The organism is Mesorhizobium sp. J8 (assembly GCF_016591715.1).
Lineage (GTDB): Bacteria > Pseudomonadota > Alphaproteobacteria > Rhizobiales > Rhizobiaceae > Mesorhizobium.
This window is the reverse complement of record NZ_AP024109.1, coordinates 5,603,840-5,618,577: the sequence shown is the minus strand read 5'-3', so window position 1 is coordinate 5,618,577 and position 14,738 is coordinate 5,603,840. Positions and strand designations below refer to the sequence as shown.

The 14,738-nt window shown below is 64.4% G+C and carries 13 protein-coding genes; 1 reads left to right on the top strand and 12 read right to left on the bottom strand.

The genetic code is table 11. The annotated features are described in order from the left end of the window. The first annotated feature begins 4 nt into the window (after positions 1-4). The gene (locus MJ8_RS26935) at positions 5-850 is read left to right on the top strand and encodes an EamA family transporter (protein ID WP_201411647.1); all 846 of its coding nucleotides are present in this window, start codon (positions 5-7) and stop codon (positions 848-850) included. Positions 851-860: 10 nt separating this feature from the next. Here MJ8_RS26935 and MJ8_RS26930 read toward each other — a convergent pair whose 3' ends face one another. The 12 genes from MJ8_RS26930 to MJ8_RS26875 form a co-directional block, all read right to left on the bottom strand. After that, positions 861-2,078, bottom strand: coding sequence for an MFS transporter (locus tag MJ8_RS26930; protein WP_201411646.1), 1,218 nt, complete (start codon positions 2,076-2,078; stop codon positions 861-863). A gap of 93 nt (positions 2,079-2,171) precedes the next feature. After that, positions 2,172-2,489 (bottom strand): Dabb family protein, encoded by a 318-nt coding sequence (locus tag MJ8_RS26925; protein ID WP_201411645.1) that lies wholly within the window; start codon positions 2,487-2,489, stop codon positions 2,172-2,174. Positions 2,490-2,499: 10 nt separating this feature from the next. Then, positions 2,500-4,128, bottom strand: coding sequence for a GMC family oxidoreductase (locus MJ8_RS26920; protein ID WP_201411644.1), 1,629 nt, complete (start codon positions 4,126-4,128; stop codon positions 2,500-2,502). A 6-nt stretch (positions 4,129-4,134) separates the two neighbouring features. Beyond that, a complete protein-coding gene (locus MJ8_RS26915) occupies positions 4,135-4,896 on the bottom strand; it encodes a 3-ketoacyl-ACP reductase (RefSeq protein WP_201411643.1) in 762 nt (253 codons plus the stop codon). Further along, positions 4,893-6,395: a GMC oxidoreductase gene (locus MJ8_RS26910; RefSeq protein WP_201411642.1), complete on the bottom strand. Its 1,503-nt coding sequence runs from the start codon at positions 6,393-6,395 to the stop codon at positions 4,893-4,895. The genes MJ8_RS26915 and MJ8_RS26910 overlap by 4 nt, the downstream gene beginning before the upstream one ends. A gap of 5 nt (positions 6,396-6,400) precedes the next feature. Next, on the bottom strand, positions 6,401-7,516 hold the full coding sequence (locus MJ8_RS26905; RefSeq protein ID WP_201411641.1) for an ABC transporter ATP-binding protein: 1,116 nt from the start codon (positions 7,514-7,516) through the stop codon (positions 6,401-6,403). Positions 7,517-7,538: 22 nt separating this feature from the next. Next, positions 7,539-8,483: a carbohydrate ABC transporter permease gene (locus tag MJ8_RS26900; protein WP_201411640.1), complete on the bottom strand. Its 945-nt coding sequence runs from the start codon at positions 8,481-8,483 to the stop codon at positions 7,539-7,541. Then, positions 8,480-9,439: a carbohydrate ABC transporter permease gene (locus MJ8_RS26895; RefSeq protein WP_201411639.1), complete on the bottom strand. Its 960-nt coding sequence runs from the start codon at positions 9,437-9,439 to the stop codon at positions 8,480-8,482. Before MJ8_RS26895 ends, MJ8_RS26900 begins: the two co-directional genes overlap by 4 nt. Positions 9,440-9,564: 125 nt before the next feature. Further along, a complete protein-coding gene (locus MJ8_RS26890; RefSeq protein WP_140746722.1) occupies positions 9,565-10,818 on the bottom strand; it encodes an ABC transporter substrate-binding protein in 1,254 nt (417 codons plus the stop codon). A 57-nt stretch (positions 10,819-10,875) separates the two neighbouring features. Next, positions 10,876-12,387: an aldehyde dehydrogenase family protein gene (locus MJ8_RS26885; protein ID WP_201415601.1), complete on the bottom strand. Its 1,512-nt coding sequence runs from the start codon at positions 12,385-12,387 to the stop codon at positions 10,876-10,878. Between the two features lie 10 nt (positions 12,388-12,397). Continuing rightward, a complete protein-coding gene (locus MJ8_RS26880; protein WP_201411638.1) occupies positions 12,398-13,174 on the bottom strand; it encodes an enoyl-CoA hydratase/isomerase family protein in 777 nt (258 codons plus the stop codon). Further along, entirely contained in the window at positions 13,167-14,717 is a 1,551-nt protein-coding gene (locus MJ8_RS26875; protein ID WP_412177131.1) for an acyl CoA:acetate/3-ketoacid CoA transferase, read from the bottom strand. The genes MJ8_RS26880 and MJ8_RS26875 overlap by 8 nt, the downstream gene beginning before the upstream one ends. Positions 14,718-14,738: the final 21 nt, after the last annotated feature.

The window sequence follows — 14,738 nt, the reverse complement described above, 5'->3', positions numbered from 1 at the left end:
GGGAATGACGCTGTTCGTCTTCCTGGCGGTGCTCTCGGCGGCTGCCATGCACGCGATCTGGAACGCGCTGGTCAAGGTGCATCTCGACCGCTTCCTGTCGATCACGCTGATGACGCTCGGCATGGGCGCCGCGGCGCTTGTGGTGCTGCCCTTCGTAGAGGTGCCGAAGGCCGAGGTCTGGCCATTCATCCTCGCCTCGGTTTTCTTCCACATGGGCTACCGGACATTCCTGATCGGCGCCTATAAGGCGGGCGATTTCGCGCAGACCTATCCGTTGGCGCGCGGCACGGCGCCCCTGCTCTCGGCGCTCGGCGGCATCGTCATGGTCGGCGAGGTCCCGGCGCCGTTCGCCATCCTCGGCATCGTGCTTTTGTCGGCAGGTACGCTGGTCATGTCGTTCCGGGGCGGCGCGCATCTGGAGAAGCTCAATCCGCGCGCCGTCGGTTTCGCGCTCGGCACGTCGATCTTCATCGCCAGTTACACGCTCTCCGACGGCAGCGGCGCGCGGGTCGCGGCGACGGCGACGAGCTACGCCGCCTGGCTGTTCGTCTGCGATGCGGCGTGGGCGCTCGTCTTGTGCATTGCCTTCCGCGGACCGCGGTCGCTTCCGGTGCTGGCGCGCGACTGGAAAGCCGGGCTGTTCACCGGCGTGCTCAGCGGCGCAGCCTACTGGATCGTGATGTGGGCGATGACCAAGGCGCCGATCGCCTCGGTCGCGTCGCTGCGTGAGAGCTCGATCCTGTTCGCCATGCTGATTTCGGTGCTGGCGCTGGGCGAAAGGATGACGGCCTGGCGCGCAGCCGCGGCGCTTGGCATTGTCGCCGGCGTCGCGGCGCTCAGGATGGGCTGAAATCGGATCGTCAGCCGAGCACGGTCATCACCTGGCCGCGCTTCTCCGGGCTGAAGCGGATGACCACAATGATGCAGACCGCGACCACGCCGGCAAACAAGGCCAGCGCATAGCCGTAGCTGCCTCCCGGCGCTTCGGCGATGCCTGCCTGGTAGGGGCCGCCATAGGATGCCGCCAGATTGCCGGCCTGATAGATGAAGCCGGGCAGCGTTGCCCGCACCGAACCCGGGGACAGCTCGTTGAGATGCACGGGGATGACGCCCCAGGCGCCCTGCACCGCCACCTGCATGATGAAGGCGCCGATCGCCAGCATGAAGGGCGTGGTCGTGTAGGCCCAGAGCGGAATTGCCGGCAGGGCGATCACGCAAGCGAGCGTGATGGCGTTGATGCGGCCGATCCTTTCCGACAGCGCGCCGAAGGCCAGGCCGCCGACGATCGCGCCGATATTGGCGACGATGGTGATCCAGCTCACCGTGTGCGTGTCGAAGCCGTGCTGCTTCTTCAGAAATGTCGGATAGAGGTCCTGCGTGCCATGGCTGAAGAAGTTGAAGAACATCATCAGCACCACCGCATAGAGCGCGATGCCCCAGTGCTTGCGCAGCGTTTCGAGGAGGCCCGGCCGCGTCTGAGAGCGGCCTTCGACGAAGGCCGGCGATTCCGGCACATGCGAGCGGATGAACAGCACGATCAGCGCCGGCAGGAAGCTGAGCAGGAACATGGCGCGCCAGCCGAAGGTGAAGTCGCCGATCTTCTGCCCGTAGAGCAGGCCGTAGACCACCGCGGCCAGCAGATAGCCGGCCGGATAGCCGCATTGCAGGATGCCCGAGACCGTGCCGCGCGCGCCGGGCGGAATGGATTCCATGGCGAGCGAGCTGCCCAGGCCCCATTCGCCGCCCATGGCGATGCCGAACAGCGCGCGCAGCGCCAGGAATATGCCGAGATTGGGTGAGAAGGCGGCCAAAGCCCCGATCACCGAATAGCTGACGATGTTGAGCATCAGGATGGGCTTGCGACCGTATTTATCGGCAAGCATGCCGAAGAAGAACGCGCCAATGAAGCGTGTCGCGAGCGTCAGGAACAATGCTTTGGAGACCGCCGGCACGTCGGTCTGGAACTCAGCGGCAATATCGGTGAGCAGGAAAGTCAGAAGGAAGAAATCGAAAGCGTCGAGCGTCCAGCCGAGGAACGATGCGACTACGGTTTTCTTCTGTTCGGTGGTGAGGTTCAAGGCGGTCCTCCTTTTCAATCCCCCAAAAGCAACGATATGTTCCCGGGAGGGCAAAAGAGAACCGGACGCCGGCCGGTTTTAGGCGGCGAGCGGTCACATTTGCGTCACTTCGAGATCGATGACCATCAGCCCCCCGGTGCCGCCATCGAGGGCGGCGACAAGGCGCGCGCCGGCGCGCTGATGCGCTTCGTGCACCAGATATGCGCCGCGAGCGGCGGCATCGCGGAAATCGATGGTGAATCCATGCGTGAAGCCGCGCGCGAAAGGCTCGGGGCTGACATTGGCGCTGAACTGCACCTTGCCCATGCCGTCGATGACGGCGCGCAAGGCTTCGAGATCGGCATGGATTGCCGCGCGCTCGGTTTCAGGAACGTCGTCGCGAAAGCGGACAAAGACGCAGTGCCGGATCATCGTTGATGCCTCACGCCGCCTGGTTGCCCTTGAACACGGCCGGCGGCAGCGGCTCTCGGCCGAGGATCAGGTCGGCGCCCTTTTCACCGACCATGATGGTGGGCGCGTTGGTGTTGGAGGAGGGGACGCGCGGCATCACCGAAGCGTCGCAGACGCGGAGACCTTCGATGCCACGCAGCCTGAGGTCGGGTGTCACCACCGCCATGGCATCATGGCCCATGCGGCAGGTGCCGACGGGGTGATGATCGGTCTTGGACGTGCGGCAGGCATAGTCGAAAAGGTCATCGTCGCTCTGCAGGTTCGGACCCGGAAGCACCTCGCGCAGCACATAGGGCTGAAGCGCCTTCTGGCGCATGATCTCGCGCGCCAGCCTGAGACCCTTGATCGACATGTCGCGATCGTAGGGATCGGACCAGTAGTTCGGGTCGATCAGCGGATGGTCGGCAGGGTCGGCGCTCTTCAACCGCACCGTGCCGCGCGAGCGCGGGCGCAGGAAGGCGGAGTTGAGCGTGACGCCCGGGTTCTTCAGCTTCTCGACGCCGGCCTCGATGCCGGAGCCGAGGCCGAGATGGAACTGGATATCGGGCGAGGCGGCAGTCGGGTCGGCGTACCAGAAGCCGCCGGTCTCGAACAGGCTCGAGGCGACGGGACCCTTCTTGAGCAGAAGATACTGCAGCCCCGCCCATAGGGTGCGGTGCAGCTTGGCGTAATTGTCATAGGTGTGGTCGCCGGTGCATTCGGCGATCACGAACAGGTCGAGATGGTCCTGCATGTTGGAGCCCACACCGGCCAGGTCATGCACCGGCGTGACGCCGACCGACTTCAAATGATCCGCCGGGCCGATACCCGACTGCATCAGAAGCTTCGGCGAGCCGATGGCGCCCGACGAGACGATCACTTCGCGTTCGGCGCGCAGGATAGACTTTTGCCCGCCTGGCCTGTCAACCACCTCGACGCCGATGGCGCGGCCTTTCTCGACGACGACGCGGGTGACCAGCACATCGGTCCTGACCGTCAGATTCCGGCGGGCGCCGATCGGCTTCAGATAGGCGACGGAGGCCGATGAGCGCCGCGCATTCTTCTGGGTCAGCTGATAATAGCCGACGCCTTCCTGGCTCGCCCCGTTGAAGTCGGGGTTGAAGGGCATGCCCATTTCCTGGCCGGCGCGGAAATAAGCCTCGCAGATGGGCAGCGGCGAGATCGGGTTAGAGACGCCGAGCGGACCCTGGTCGCCATGGAAATCATTGGCGAAGCGCTGATTGTTTTCGGCGCGCTTGAAATAGGGAAGCACGTCGCGGTAGCCCCAGCCGGTCAGTCCTTCCTCTTTCTCCCAAGCGTCGTAGTCGCGGGCGTTGCCGCGCGTATAGATCTGGGCGTTGATCGACGAGCCGCCGCCAACGACCTTGGCCTGCGTGTACCAGAAGACGCGATTCTTCATGTTTCTCTGCGGCACGGTCGACCAGCCCCAGGAGGCGATGCCCTTGGTCATCTTGGCGAAGCCCGCCGGCATATGGATCAGCGGATGCCAGTCCTTGCCGCCGGCCTCCAGAAGCAGAACGGAATTGCCCGGATCCTCGCTCAGCCGGTTGGCGAGAACGCAGCCGGCCGGACCGGCGCCAACAATGATGTAGTCAGCCATTGTTCCTCACAAGCGTGGCACCGAGAGCGCGCCGTCGACATCGACGACCGATCCTGTCGAAAAGCCGAATTTTCCAGAGGCAAGCGCGGCGACCGCGGCACCGACATCGGCGGCCTCGCCCCAGCGTTTCGCCGGTACCAGCCCGCCTTCGATAAGCGCGTCATATTTGGCCGAAACGCCGGAGGTCATGTCGGTGCGGATAATGCCCGGCCGTACTTCGAACACGCCGATATTGTCGGCGGCGAGCCGCAGCGCCAGGTTCTTCACCCACATCGAAAGCCCGGCCTTGGAGATGCAGTAGTCGGCGCGTTCCGGCGAAGCCATGGCGGCGCTCACCGAGGTGATGGTTATGATCGACCGGGTCGAAACGGCAGGCATCGCCAGCATGGCCTTGGCGACGGCCTGGCTGAGGAACACCGTGCCGCGCAAGTTGATGTCCAGCGCGCGGTCGAAATTCTCCGGCTTCAATTCCAAAAGATCGCCGCGCACCACGGCGCCGACGCCGGCATTGTTGACCAGGCAATCGATGCGGCCGAAGGCATCTACGACCGCTTCGACAAGTTTCGAATGGCCGGCGAGATCGGCGATATCGCAGGGGGCATAGGCAAACTTCGCGCCGCGCCCGGTGATCGTTTTAGCCAGTCCGTCGGCGGGTTTCCCGGCGAGATCGGCGATGAGAATGTCGAAGCCTGCATCGGCCAGTGCCTCGGCGCAGGCAAGCCCTATGCCGCGCGCGCCGCCGGTGACGATGGCTGCCGGGCGGCTCATACGGCAAGCTCCGTCTTGCGGATGTAGTCCGCCACGCGCAGCGCTTGTGCCGCGATCGACAGCGCCGGATTGACCGCGGCGGAGGTCGGCAGGAAGCCGCCGTCGACGACGAACAGGTTCCGGTGATCCCAGGCCCGGCAGAATGGATCGAGCGGCGAGGTGGCCGGATCATTGCCCATCTTGACCGTGCCGCACTGGTGCGAGGGCGTGCGCTTGTCGAAGGGGCGCGACAGCACGATCGGATAGCCGCAGGCGCGCAGGTTCTCGCGCATGACCTTGGTCAGGCCTTCCAGCGACTGCATGTTGGAACGCCGCCACTGCATGACGATCTCCTTGCCGTCGACCATGATGCGGCTTTCGGGATCGGGCAGGTCCTCGCACATCAGGTACCAGTCGACGGCGTGGCCGGCCATGAAGTCGAGCACGAATTTCGGCATCGTCCTCACATTGGCCTTGAGCATGTTGCCGTCGATCTTGCCGAGCAACTGCACGTTGCCGAGCGGCTTGCCGCCTTTGCCGTCGGACAGATAGTAGTCGTTGAGCATCAGCGTCTTCTGGTAGACGGATGTATTGCGGCGTCGCGGGTCGATCGCCAGCATCGCGCTCGAATTGTGGTTCATGAAATTGCGACCGACCTGGTCGGAGCTGTTGGCGAGTCCTTTGCCATTCGTGCTAGGCGATCGCAGCAGGATCGCGGCCGAGTTGATCGCGCCGGCCGACAGGATGACGAGCTTCGGCGACAGCGTCTTTGGCGCGCCATCTTGCGTGTAGTGGATGGCGGCGATCGTCTTGCCGTCCGGTGCGGTCTCGAGCCAGTCGACATGGGAGCCGGTTTCAAGGCGGATGTTCCTGTCGGTGAGCGCCGCCGTCAGCGGGCCGGTCTGGGCGTCGATCTTGCCCTGGCCAGTGTTGGGGAACGCATCCCAACCCGTCTTGCCCTCTTTAAGCCATGCCTCGATGTCGACGCCGAGCGGCAGCGAGGCGGGATGCAAACCGAGGGCTTTGAGCTCGGCGCGGGCGCGCGCGATCGGTGGCTCGTCCGGCACCGGCTTGAAGGCGTAGGGGATCGAATGGAACGGTTCGGTTGGGTCCTCGCCGAGCGTGCCGCGAACGCGAAAGAGCTGCTCGGCCTTGGAATACCAAGGTTCGAATTCGTCATAGGAAAACGGCCAGGCTGGCGATACGCCGCCGAAATGCTCGAGCTCGGAAAAATCCTCCTCGCGGTAGCGGATCAGGACCGCGCCGAAGAACTTCGAATTGCCGCCGACATAATAGTAATTGCCGGGGTTGAAGGCAGCGCCGCCGGCCTCGCGCCACATCTCCTTCGGCCTGTAGTGCTCGTCGATGAAGATCGAACGCGTCGAGCGCGCATGCGGCGTCGCGGGCAGCGGCTCGCCGCGCTCCAGGATGAGGATCGAGGCGCCGCTGCCGGCCAAGCCGGAGGCGATCGTGGCGCCGCCGATGCCGGAGCCGATGATGACGATATCCGGGTTTGCCATGGCGTTTAAAGAATGCGCTTCTCGGTCGCCGGGTCGAAGAACACCGCCTTGCTGAGGTTGAAGGCCAATGGCGTGCTGGTGCCGGGCTGGATCCTGGCATCGGCCCTGAGCCGAGCCACCACGCCCTTGCCGCCGAGATTGGTGACGGCGAAGGTGTCGGAGCCGGCCGGCTCCACCACTTCGATGTGGCAGTCGGCGGTGGCAATGTTCGAACCGTTGCGCTCGGCGCCTTCCGGGTCGGTCAGCGCCTCGGGACGCACGCCGAAGATCACCTGCTTGTCCTTGAAGGCCGAAAGGCCGGCAGGCGCGCCGGGCATCGGCAGCACGATCGGCTGGCGCGCTTCGCGGTCCAGCACCACCGACAGCCCGCTGCCATTGGCGTCGATCTTGGCCGGGATCAGGTTCATCGCCGGCGAGCCCATGAAGTCGGCGACGAAGATGTTGGTCGGGTTGTTGTAGATCTCGGCCGGCGTGCCGAATTGCTGCACTTCGCCGTCGCGCATCACGGCGATCTTGGTCGCCAGCGTCATCGCCTCGATCTGGTCGTGCGTGACATAGACGATCGTCGTGCCGGTGGTTGCATGCAGGCGCTTGATCTCGATGCGCATGTCGACGCGCAGCTTGGCGTCGAGGTTCGAGAGCGGCTCGTCGAACAAAAAGAGCTTCGGGTCGCGCACCAGCGCCCGGCCCATGGCGACGCGCTGCCGCTGGCCGCCGGAGAGCTGGCTGGGCTTGCGGTTGAGCAGGTGGCCGATCTGCAGGATCTTGGCGACCTTGTCGATCGCCGCCTGGCGCTCCGCCGCCGGCACGCCGCGCATCTCCATGCCGAAGGCAATGTTGCCGGCAACCGTCATGTTCGGATAAAGCGCGTAGCTCTGGAAGACCATGGCGATATCGCGCTTCGAAGGGTGCAGATCGTTGATGGCGCGGCCGTCGACGCGGATCTCGCCCTCGGTGATCTGCTCCAGGCCGGCGATGGTGTTGAGCAGCGTGGACTTGCCGCAGCCGGACGGGCCGACCAGCACCAGGAAGCCGCCCTTGTCGAGCTCGACATTGATGCCCTTCAGGATCTCGACATTCCCGAAGCGCTTCTTCAGCCCATCAATTTCCAGAAAAGCCATGGTCGGTTCCTTTAAGAAAGGGTCAGCCCTTGACCGCGCCGGCCATCAGCCCGCGCACGAAGTAGCGGCCGGCGACGACATAGACGATCAGGGTTGGGAGCGCGGCGATCATCGCCGCCGCCATGTTGACGTTGTATTCGACGACGCCGGTCGAGGTGTTGACGACATTGTTCAGCGCTACGGTCATCGGCATGACGTCGCCCGTGCCCGCGTAAGCGGAGGCGAACAGGAAGTCGTTCCAGATGTTGGTGAACTGGTAGATGACGGTGACGACGAAGATCGGCATCGAGTTCGGCAGCATGATGCGACGGAAAATCTGGAAGAAGGACGCGCCGTCGACCTGCGCCGCCTTCACCAGTTCGGTCGGGAAGGCCTCGTAATAGTTGCGGAAGAACAAGGTGGTGAAGCCGAGGCCGTAAACCACGTGGACGAAGACCAGGTTCACCGTCGAATTGCCGAGGCCGAAATTGAAGCCCGTCGCGTTCTGCAGGGTGGCGCCGAAGCGGCCGAGGCTGCCGAGGATGGTCGCCATCGGCAACAGCACCGACTGGAACGGGATGAAGCAGGCGAACAGCATCATGGCGAAGACCAGCGTGTGGCCGCGGAAGCGCCATTTGGTCAGCACGTAGCCGTTGAGGGCGCCGAGCAACGTCGAGATCAGCACCGCCGGCACCACCATCTTGATGGAGTTCCAGAAATAGCCCTTGATACCGGCGCAGGTGAGGCCGACGCAAGTCTGGCCCCAGGCCTTGAACCAGGGCTCGATGGTCGGCGACTGCGGCAGCGCCAGCATGTTGCCGTTCTGGATCTCGTCCATGGTCTTGAACGAGGTGACCAGCATGACGAAGAGCGGCATCAGGTAGAAGACCGCGAACAGCGCGAGCAGGCCGTAGATCACGATGCGATTGATCGTCCTGGCACTCATGCCGCTCGAAGCCGGACGGGCGGGCGAGGCAACAGTGCTCATCGCGGCTTCTCCCTGAGCTCGGAATAGAGGTAAGGCACGATGATCGCGGTCAGCGTCATCAGCATGATCACCGCACTGGCCGAGCCGACCGCCATCTCATTGCGCTTGAAGGTGAACTCGTACATGAAGTTCGACGGCAGCCAGGCCGAGCCGCCGGGTCCGCCGCTGGTCAGCGCCACCACCAGGTCGTAGGACTTGATGGCCAGATGCGCGAGCACGATGAAGGCCGACAGGAACACGGGCCGCAGCAGCGGAATGACGATGCGGCGGTAGAGCTGGAAGGTGGACGCGCCGTCGATCTGCGCCGCCTTCATGATCTCGCCGTCGATACCGCGAAGGCCGGCAAGGAACATCGCCATGATGAAGCCGGAAGCCTGCCAGACGCCTGCGATCACCACCGTGTAGATGACGAAATCCTTGTTCTTGATCCAGTCGAAATGGAAGCTCGTCCAGCCCCATTGATGCAGCGTCTGCTCCAGCCCGAGGCCCGGATCGAGGAACCATTTCCACGCGACGCCGGTGACGATGAAGGAAAGCGCCATCGGGTAGAGGTAGATCGGCCTCAAGACGCCTTCACCACGGATCTTCTGGTCGAGCAGGATGGCCAGGAACAGGCCGAGCGCCAGGCAGATCAGGATATAGAGGAAGCCGAAGATGCCCATATTGGTGATGGAGGTGTACCAGCTCGACGGCGGGTCGCTCTCGAAGGTCCAGCGCCACAGCCGCTGATAGGCGCGGGCGCCGGTGATGTCATAGGACGGGAAGGTCTTTGAATTGGTGAAGGACAGATAGATCGTCCACAGGATGAAGCCGTAGACGAAGACGATCGTCGCCGCGAAGCTTGGCGCCAGAACGATCTTCGGCAACAGATCCTGCAACCGCGAACGGACCGTCGCGCCGGGACGGGCGTCGTGCTCCGGCGTCAGCTTGATCTCGGTTTCGGCAACTGTGCTCATCGGCTCATCCAGTTCCGGTTGGTCGGAAACCGCCCGGCGCCAGAACGCACCAGGGTTGTCCCACACCTTTTGTCGACAGGAGAACCTCCCCCGCCGAAGCGGGGGAGGGTTGGTTCAAGCGAACCTTACTTGGCGTCGTCGATCGCCTTGACCAGTTCGGTCACGGCCTCGTCGGAGGTCTTGATCTGACCGTGGACGAACTTCGACACGACATCCTTGTAGGCGTTGGCGACGGCTGGCGGGGCGCCATAGCCCTGCGCCAGCGAGCCGAACAGCGTGCCGCCTTCGTTGGCCTTCTTCAGGTCGGCGATGCCCTTCTTGCCGCAGGCGTCGAAATCCGTGTCAGGCACGTCGGTGCGGGCCGGAACCGAACCCTTCACCACGTTGAAGGCCGACTGGAAGCTCTTCGACAGGGTGGCGGTGGCGAGTGCCACCTGGGCGGCCTTGCGGTCCTCCGGCACGTTGAACATGCCGAACATGTCGGAGTTGTAGATCACCGAACCGTCGGTGCCCGGGAAGCGGTAGCAGAGGAAGTCGGTGCCCGGGGTCTTGTTGGCGGCGTGGAATTCGCCCTTGGCCCAGTCGCCCATGACCTGAACCAGCGCGTCGCCCTTGATGACCATGGCGGTGGCGAGGTTCCAATCGCGGCCCGAGAAATTCGGATCGACATAGGTGACGAGCTTGGCGAGATTGTCGAACGACTTCTTCATCGTGTCGGACTTGAGCGACTCTTCATCGAGGTCGTTCATCGCCTTCTTGTAGAATTCCGGCCCGCCGGTCGACAGAACGACGGAGTCGAACATGGTGGCTTCCTGCCAGTTCTGGCCGCCCAGCGCGAGCGGGATGACGCCGGCAGCCTTGGCTTTGTCGAGCAACGCCACGAAGTCGTCGAAAGTCTTCGGCTCGGTGCCGCCGATCTTGTCCATCACCGCCTTGTTGATCCACAGCCAGTTGACGGAGTGGACGTTGACCGGAGCGGCGACCCACTTGCCGTCATAGACGGAGAACTTCTGCAGGGCAGCCGGAACCGACTTGTCCCAGCCTTCCTTCTTGGCGGTCTCGGTCAGGTCGCCCATGACGCCGGCGGCGGCATAGTCGAGCACGGTGTAGCCGAGCATCTGCGAGGCGGTCGGGTAGTTGCCGGCCGCGACCATAGCCTTCAGCGCGGTCATGGCGGCGTCGCCGCCGCCACCGGCCACCGGCACGTCCTTCCAGGCATAGCCTTCTTTGGCGAGATCCTGCTTCAGCACGTTCAGAGCAGCTGCCTCGCCGCCCGACGTCCACCAATGCAGCATCTGCACTTCCTTGACGTCCGCGGCATGCGCCGAGAACGCAAAGCTCGTCGCAAGTGCCGTTCCGATAAGCAATTTGCGCAACATGTACTACCTCCCTTGTTGCATACACATAACCGGCGGTGTCCGCCGGCGTCTCCCAACTCAGCCGAGCCACCAACCGGTGCGCTGGCCGCGATGAAACTGGATAGTCTTTTCCTCGGTATAGTCCTCGACCGCGCGTTTGCCGAGTTCGCGTCCCAGACCGGACTGCTTGTAGCCGCCGAAGGGCAGTTCGGGATAACCTTCCATGAACGTATTCACCCAAACCGTCCCCGAACGCACACCGCGCGCCACCGACATGCATGTGTCGATGCTGGCGCTCCACACCCCTGCAGACAGACCATAGGGCGTGTTGTTGGCAATGTGCAATGCCTTTTCAATCGTTTCAAAAGTGAGCACGGACAGCACCGGCCCGAACACTTCCTCGCGCGCGATCGCCATATCCTCTGTAACGTTGCGGATGATGGTCGGATCGAGATATTGGCCGGCATTGGATGGAAGCCGCGCGCCGCCGGCGAAAACGTTGCCGCCATCGGTTTTCGCAGCCGTTACATAGCCGGCTACCTTTTCCATATGCTCGGTCGAGATCATCGCGCCTACCTTGGTGCGGTCATCGAGCGGATCGCCGACGCGGACCTTCTGGGACAGTGCCTTGACGGCGTTCAGGAAGTCGTCCGCGATCGCCTCGTGCACGATCAGGCGGCTGCCCGCATTGCAGCATTCGCCGGCGTTGAAGAAGCCGCCGAACACCGCGGCGTCCGCCGCCGCTTCGAGATCGGCGTCGGGGAAGATGATCTGGCCGTTCTTGCCGCCGAGCTCCATCGAGACCTTCTTCAAGGAGTTCGAGGCAGCGGCCATCGTTGTCTTGCCGACGCGGGTCGAGCCGGTGAAGGACACCATCTCGACCAGCGGATGGCTGACCATCGGCGCGCCGACATCGGCGCCGTAGCCGGCGAGCATGTTGACGACACCGGCCGGCAATCCGGCTTCCAGCAGGATGTCGCCGAGCACGAAGGTCGAGGCCGAGGTCATCTCGCTCGGCTTGACCACCGCCGTGCAGCCGGCGGCAAGCGCGAAAGGCAGCTTCTGGCTGACGATCAGGAAAGGAAAATTCCACGGCGTGATGATCGAGACGACGCCGATCGGCTCGCGCAGCACGACGCCCAGCATATCGTCGCCGAGATTGGCGTAGCTTTCGCCATGGAGCGTGCGGGCAAGCGAGGCGGCATAGCGCCAGATGTCGATCGCGCCGCCGATCTCGCCGCGCGCCTGGGCGATCGGCTTGCCGGATTCCAACGCGTCGAGGCGGGCGATCTCTTCCAGTCGCGTCTCGATCAGGTCGGCCGCCTTGAGCAGCACCGCGGCGCGTTCCGACGCCTTCATGCGCGGCCATGGGCCGGTCTCGAACGCCTTGTGCGCAGCCTGCACCGCCGCCTCGACCTCCGCCGCGCCCGCCTGCGCATAGCGGGAGACGATGAAGCCGTGGCCGGGACTGGCGCGCTCGATGCTGCGGCCGTCACGGGCATCGACATGCCGGCCGTCGATCAAAAGCTTGTAAGCCTGCGGCGCTCGGGACGCCTCGGCCGGCATGGCAATGTTGAGCGGTGCGTTCATCATGTCTTCTCTAGGATCTCGAAAAGGCCGGCTTCTGCTTGGTCTTGAAAGCGCCGACGCCGGCTTTGAGGTCGCCTGTCAGCGCGATGAAACCGCTGGCCAGCGCTTCCACGGCGGCGGCGTCTTCCTCGCCCTCGGCAACGCCGATCATCAGCTTGGCGGCCTCCGTCGCCAGCGGGCCGCGTTCGGCGATCTTCTCGGCCCACGCCTTGGCTTCGTCGAAAGCCTTGCCCGTTTCGACCAGCCGGTCGACGATGCCGTGCGCGAGCGCGTCGGCTGCCAGGAAAATCTCGCCGCCAATCGCCATCCGGCGCACGATCTGTGCACCGAAGCGGCGCACGGCGCGCTGCGTGCCCGACCATCCGGGAACGACGCCGATCGAGGTTTCGGGAAAGCCGAGTTTTATCTGGGCTTCGGCGACGCGGAAGTCGCAAGCCGCGGCCAGTTCCAGCCCACCGCCCAGCGCGTGGCCGGACAGCACGGCGATGGTCGGTTGCCTGAGCCGCGCCAGCCGGTCGAAGACGCGGTGGCCGTAGCGCACCCACTGCACCTGGAAGTCGGCGGCGCTCATCGCGCCCCAGGCCTCGACGTCGCCGCCGGCGCAGAAGCCCTTGCCTTCGCCGCGGATCAGCACGGCGCGAACGCCCTCGGCCAGTTCGGCTTTGTCGAGTGCCGTTTCGAGCGCGCGCAGCATCCGAATGTCGAGCGCGTTGAATTTCTCCGGCCGGCGCAGCGTGACGATGCCGACGGCGCCATCCCTTTGGAAAGTGACGTGACGCTCAGTCATGAGCGCCTCCGAGCGAGGCGCCGCCATTGAGCGACAGGCCGATCGGCCGGTCCTGATAGAGCGCCGCGGGCGTGACCTTGAGGTCGTTGGCGACGGAGAGCGGAATCTCGGCCTGCGCCAGCACGTCACGTTCGAGGTCGACGCCGGGGGCCAACTCCGTGACCATCAGCCCGTCCGGCGTCAGCTTCATCACGCAGCGCTCGGTGACGTAGGTGATGTCCTGCCCTTGAGCGACAGCGCGTTTTCCCGAGAAGGAGATGTGCTCGACCGCCTCGACCACCTTCTTGACCTTGCCTTCCTGGTCGATGCGGATCGCGCCATCGGCGAGCGAAAGCTTGGCGCCGGCATTGAAGAAGCCGGAGAAGACGATCTTCTTCGCCCGTGCGGTGATGTCGACGAAACCGCCGGCGCCGGCGGTGACATGCGGCCGCGCCGAGAGCTTCGAAACGTTGACCGAGCCATGACGGTCGATCTGCAGGAAGGAGAGCAGCGAGGCGTCGAAGCCGCCGGCCTGGAAATAGATGAACTGGTGCGGTGAGGGCATGATCGCCTCGGCGTTCGAGGCGCAGCCGAATTTGAAGTCGAGCAGCGGCACGCCGCCGACCGCGCCCTGCTCGATCACCCAGGTGACCTTGCCGTGCTGGCCTTCCTCGAGAAGGATGCGCGGCACATTGGCGGAGATGCCGAAGCCGATATTGACGGCCATGCCGTCGCGCAACTCCATGGCGACGCGGCGCGCGATGACCTTCTGGATGTTCATTTCCGGCGTGCGGAAGGTCGACAATGGCCGGAAGATCTCGCCGGAGATCGCCGGATCGTAAGGCGTCTGCGTCGTCTGCAACTGGTCGGGCGCGACCACCATGTGGTCGACCAGCACGCCGGGCACGCGTACGTCATGCGGCTTCAGTGTGCCGTTCTCGACGACGCGCTTGACCTGCGCAATGACGATGCCGCCATTGTTGCGGGCCGCCAGCGCCTGCTCCAGGCCGCCGAGATAGGCGCCCTCATGCTCGTAGGTGAGATTGCCGCGCTCGTCGGCGGAAGTGGCGCGGATGATCGAGATGTTGGGCACGATGGCGCGGAAATAGAGCCATTCTTCGCCGTCGAATTGCTCGACCGAGACGATTGGCTCGCTCGCCGCGGCGTTCATCGCGCAGCCTTGGTGGCGCGGATCGGCGAAGGTGTCGAGGCCGACCTTGGTCAGCACGCCCGGCCGCTTGGCAGCGGCTTCGCGATGCATATCGAACAGGATGCCGGAGGGCACGTTGTAGGCGGCGACGGAATTGTCGCCGATCATCTTCCAAATCTGCGGCGGCTCGGCGGAGGAGGGGCCGGAGGGATAGGAGCCGCAGAGGGTGCGCTTCAACAGGCCTGGCTTAGCGAGATGGTCGATGCCCTTGATGCCGTACATGTCGCCGGCGGCGATCGGGTGCAGCGTGGTGATCGCCTTCGGATGGCCTTCCGCGTCGAAGCGCTCGCCGATCGCGGCAAGCACGGCGTCCGGACAGCCGAGGCCGCTCGACGACGATACCGAGACGACCATTCCGTCCTTGATCAGGCTGGC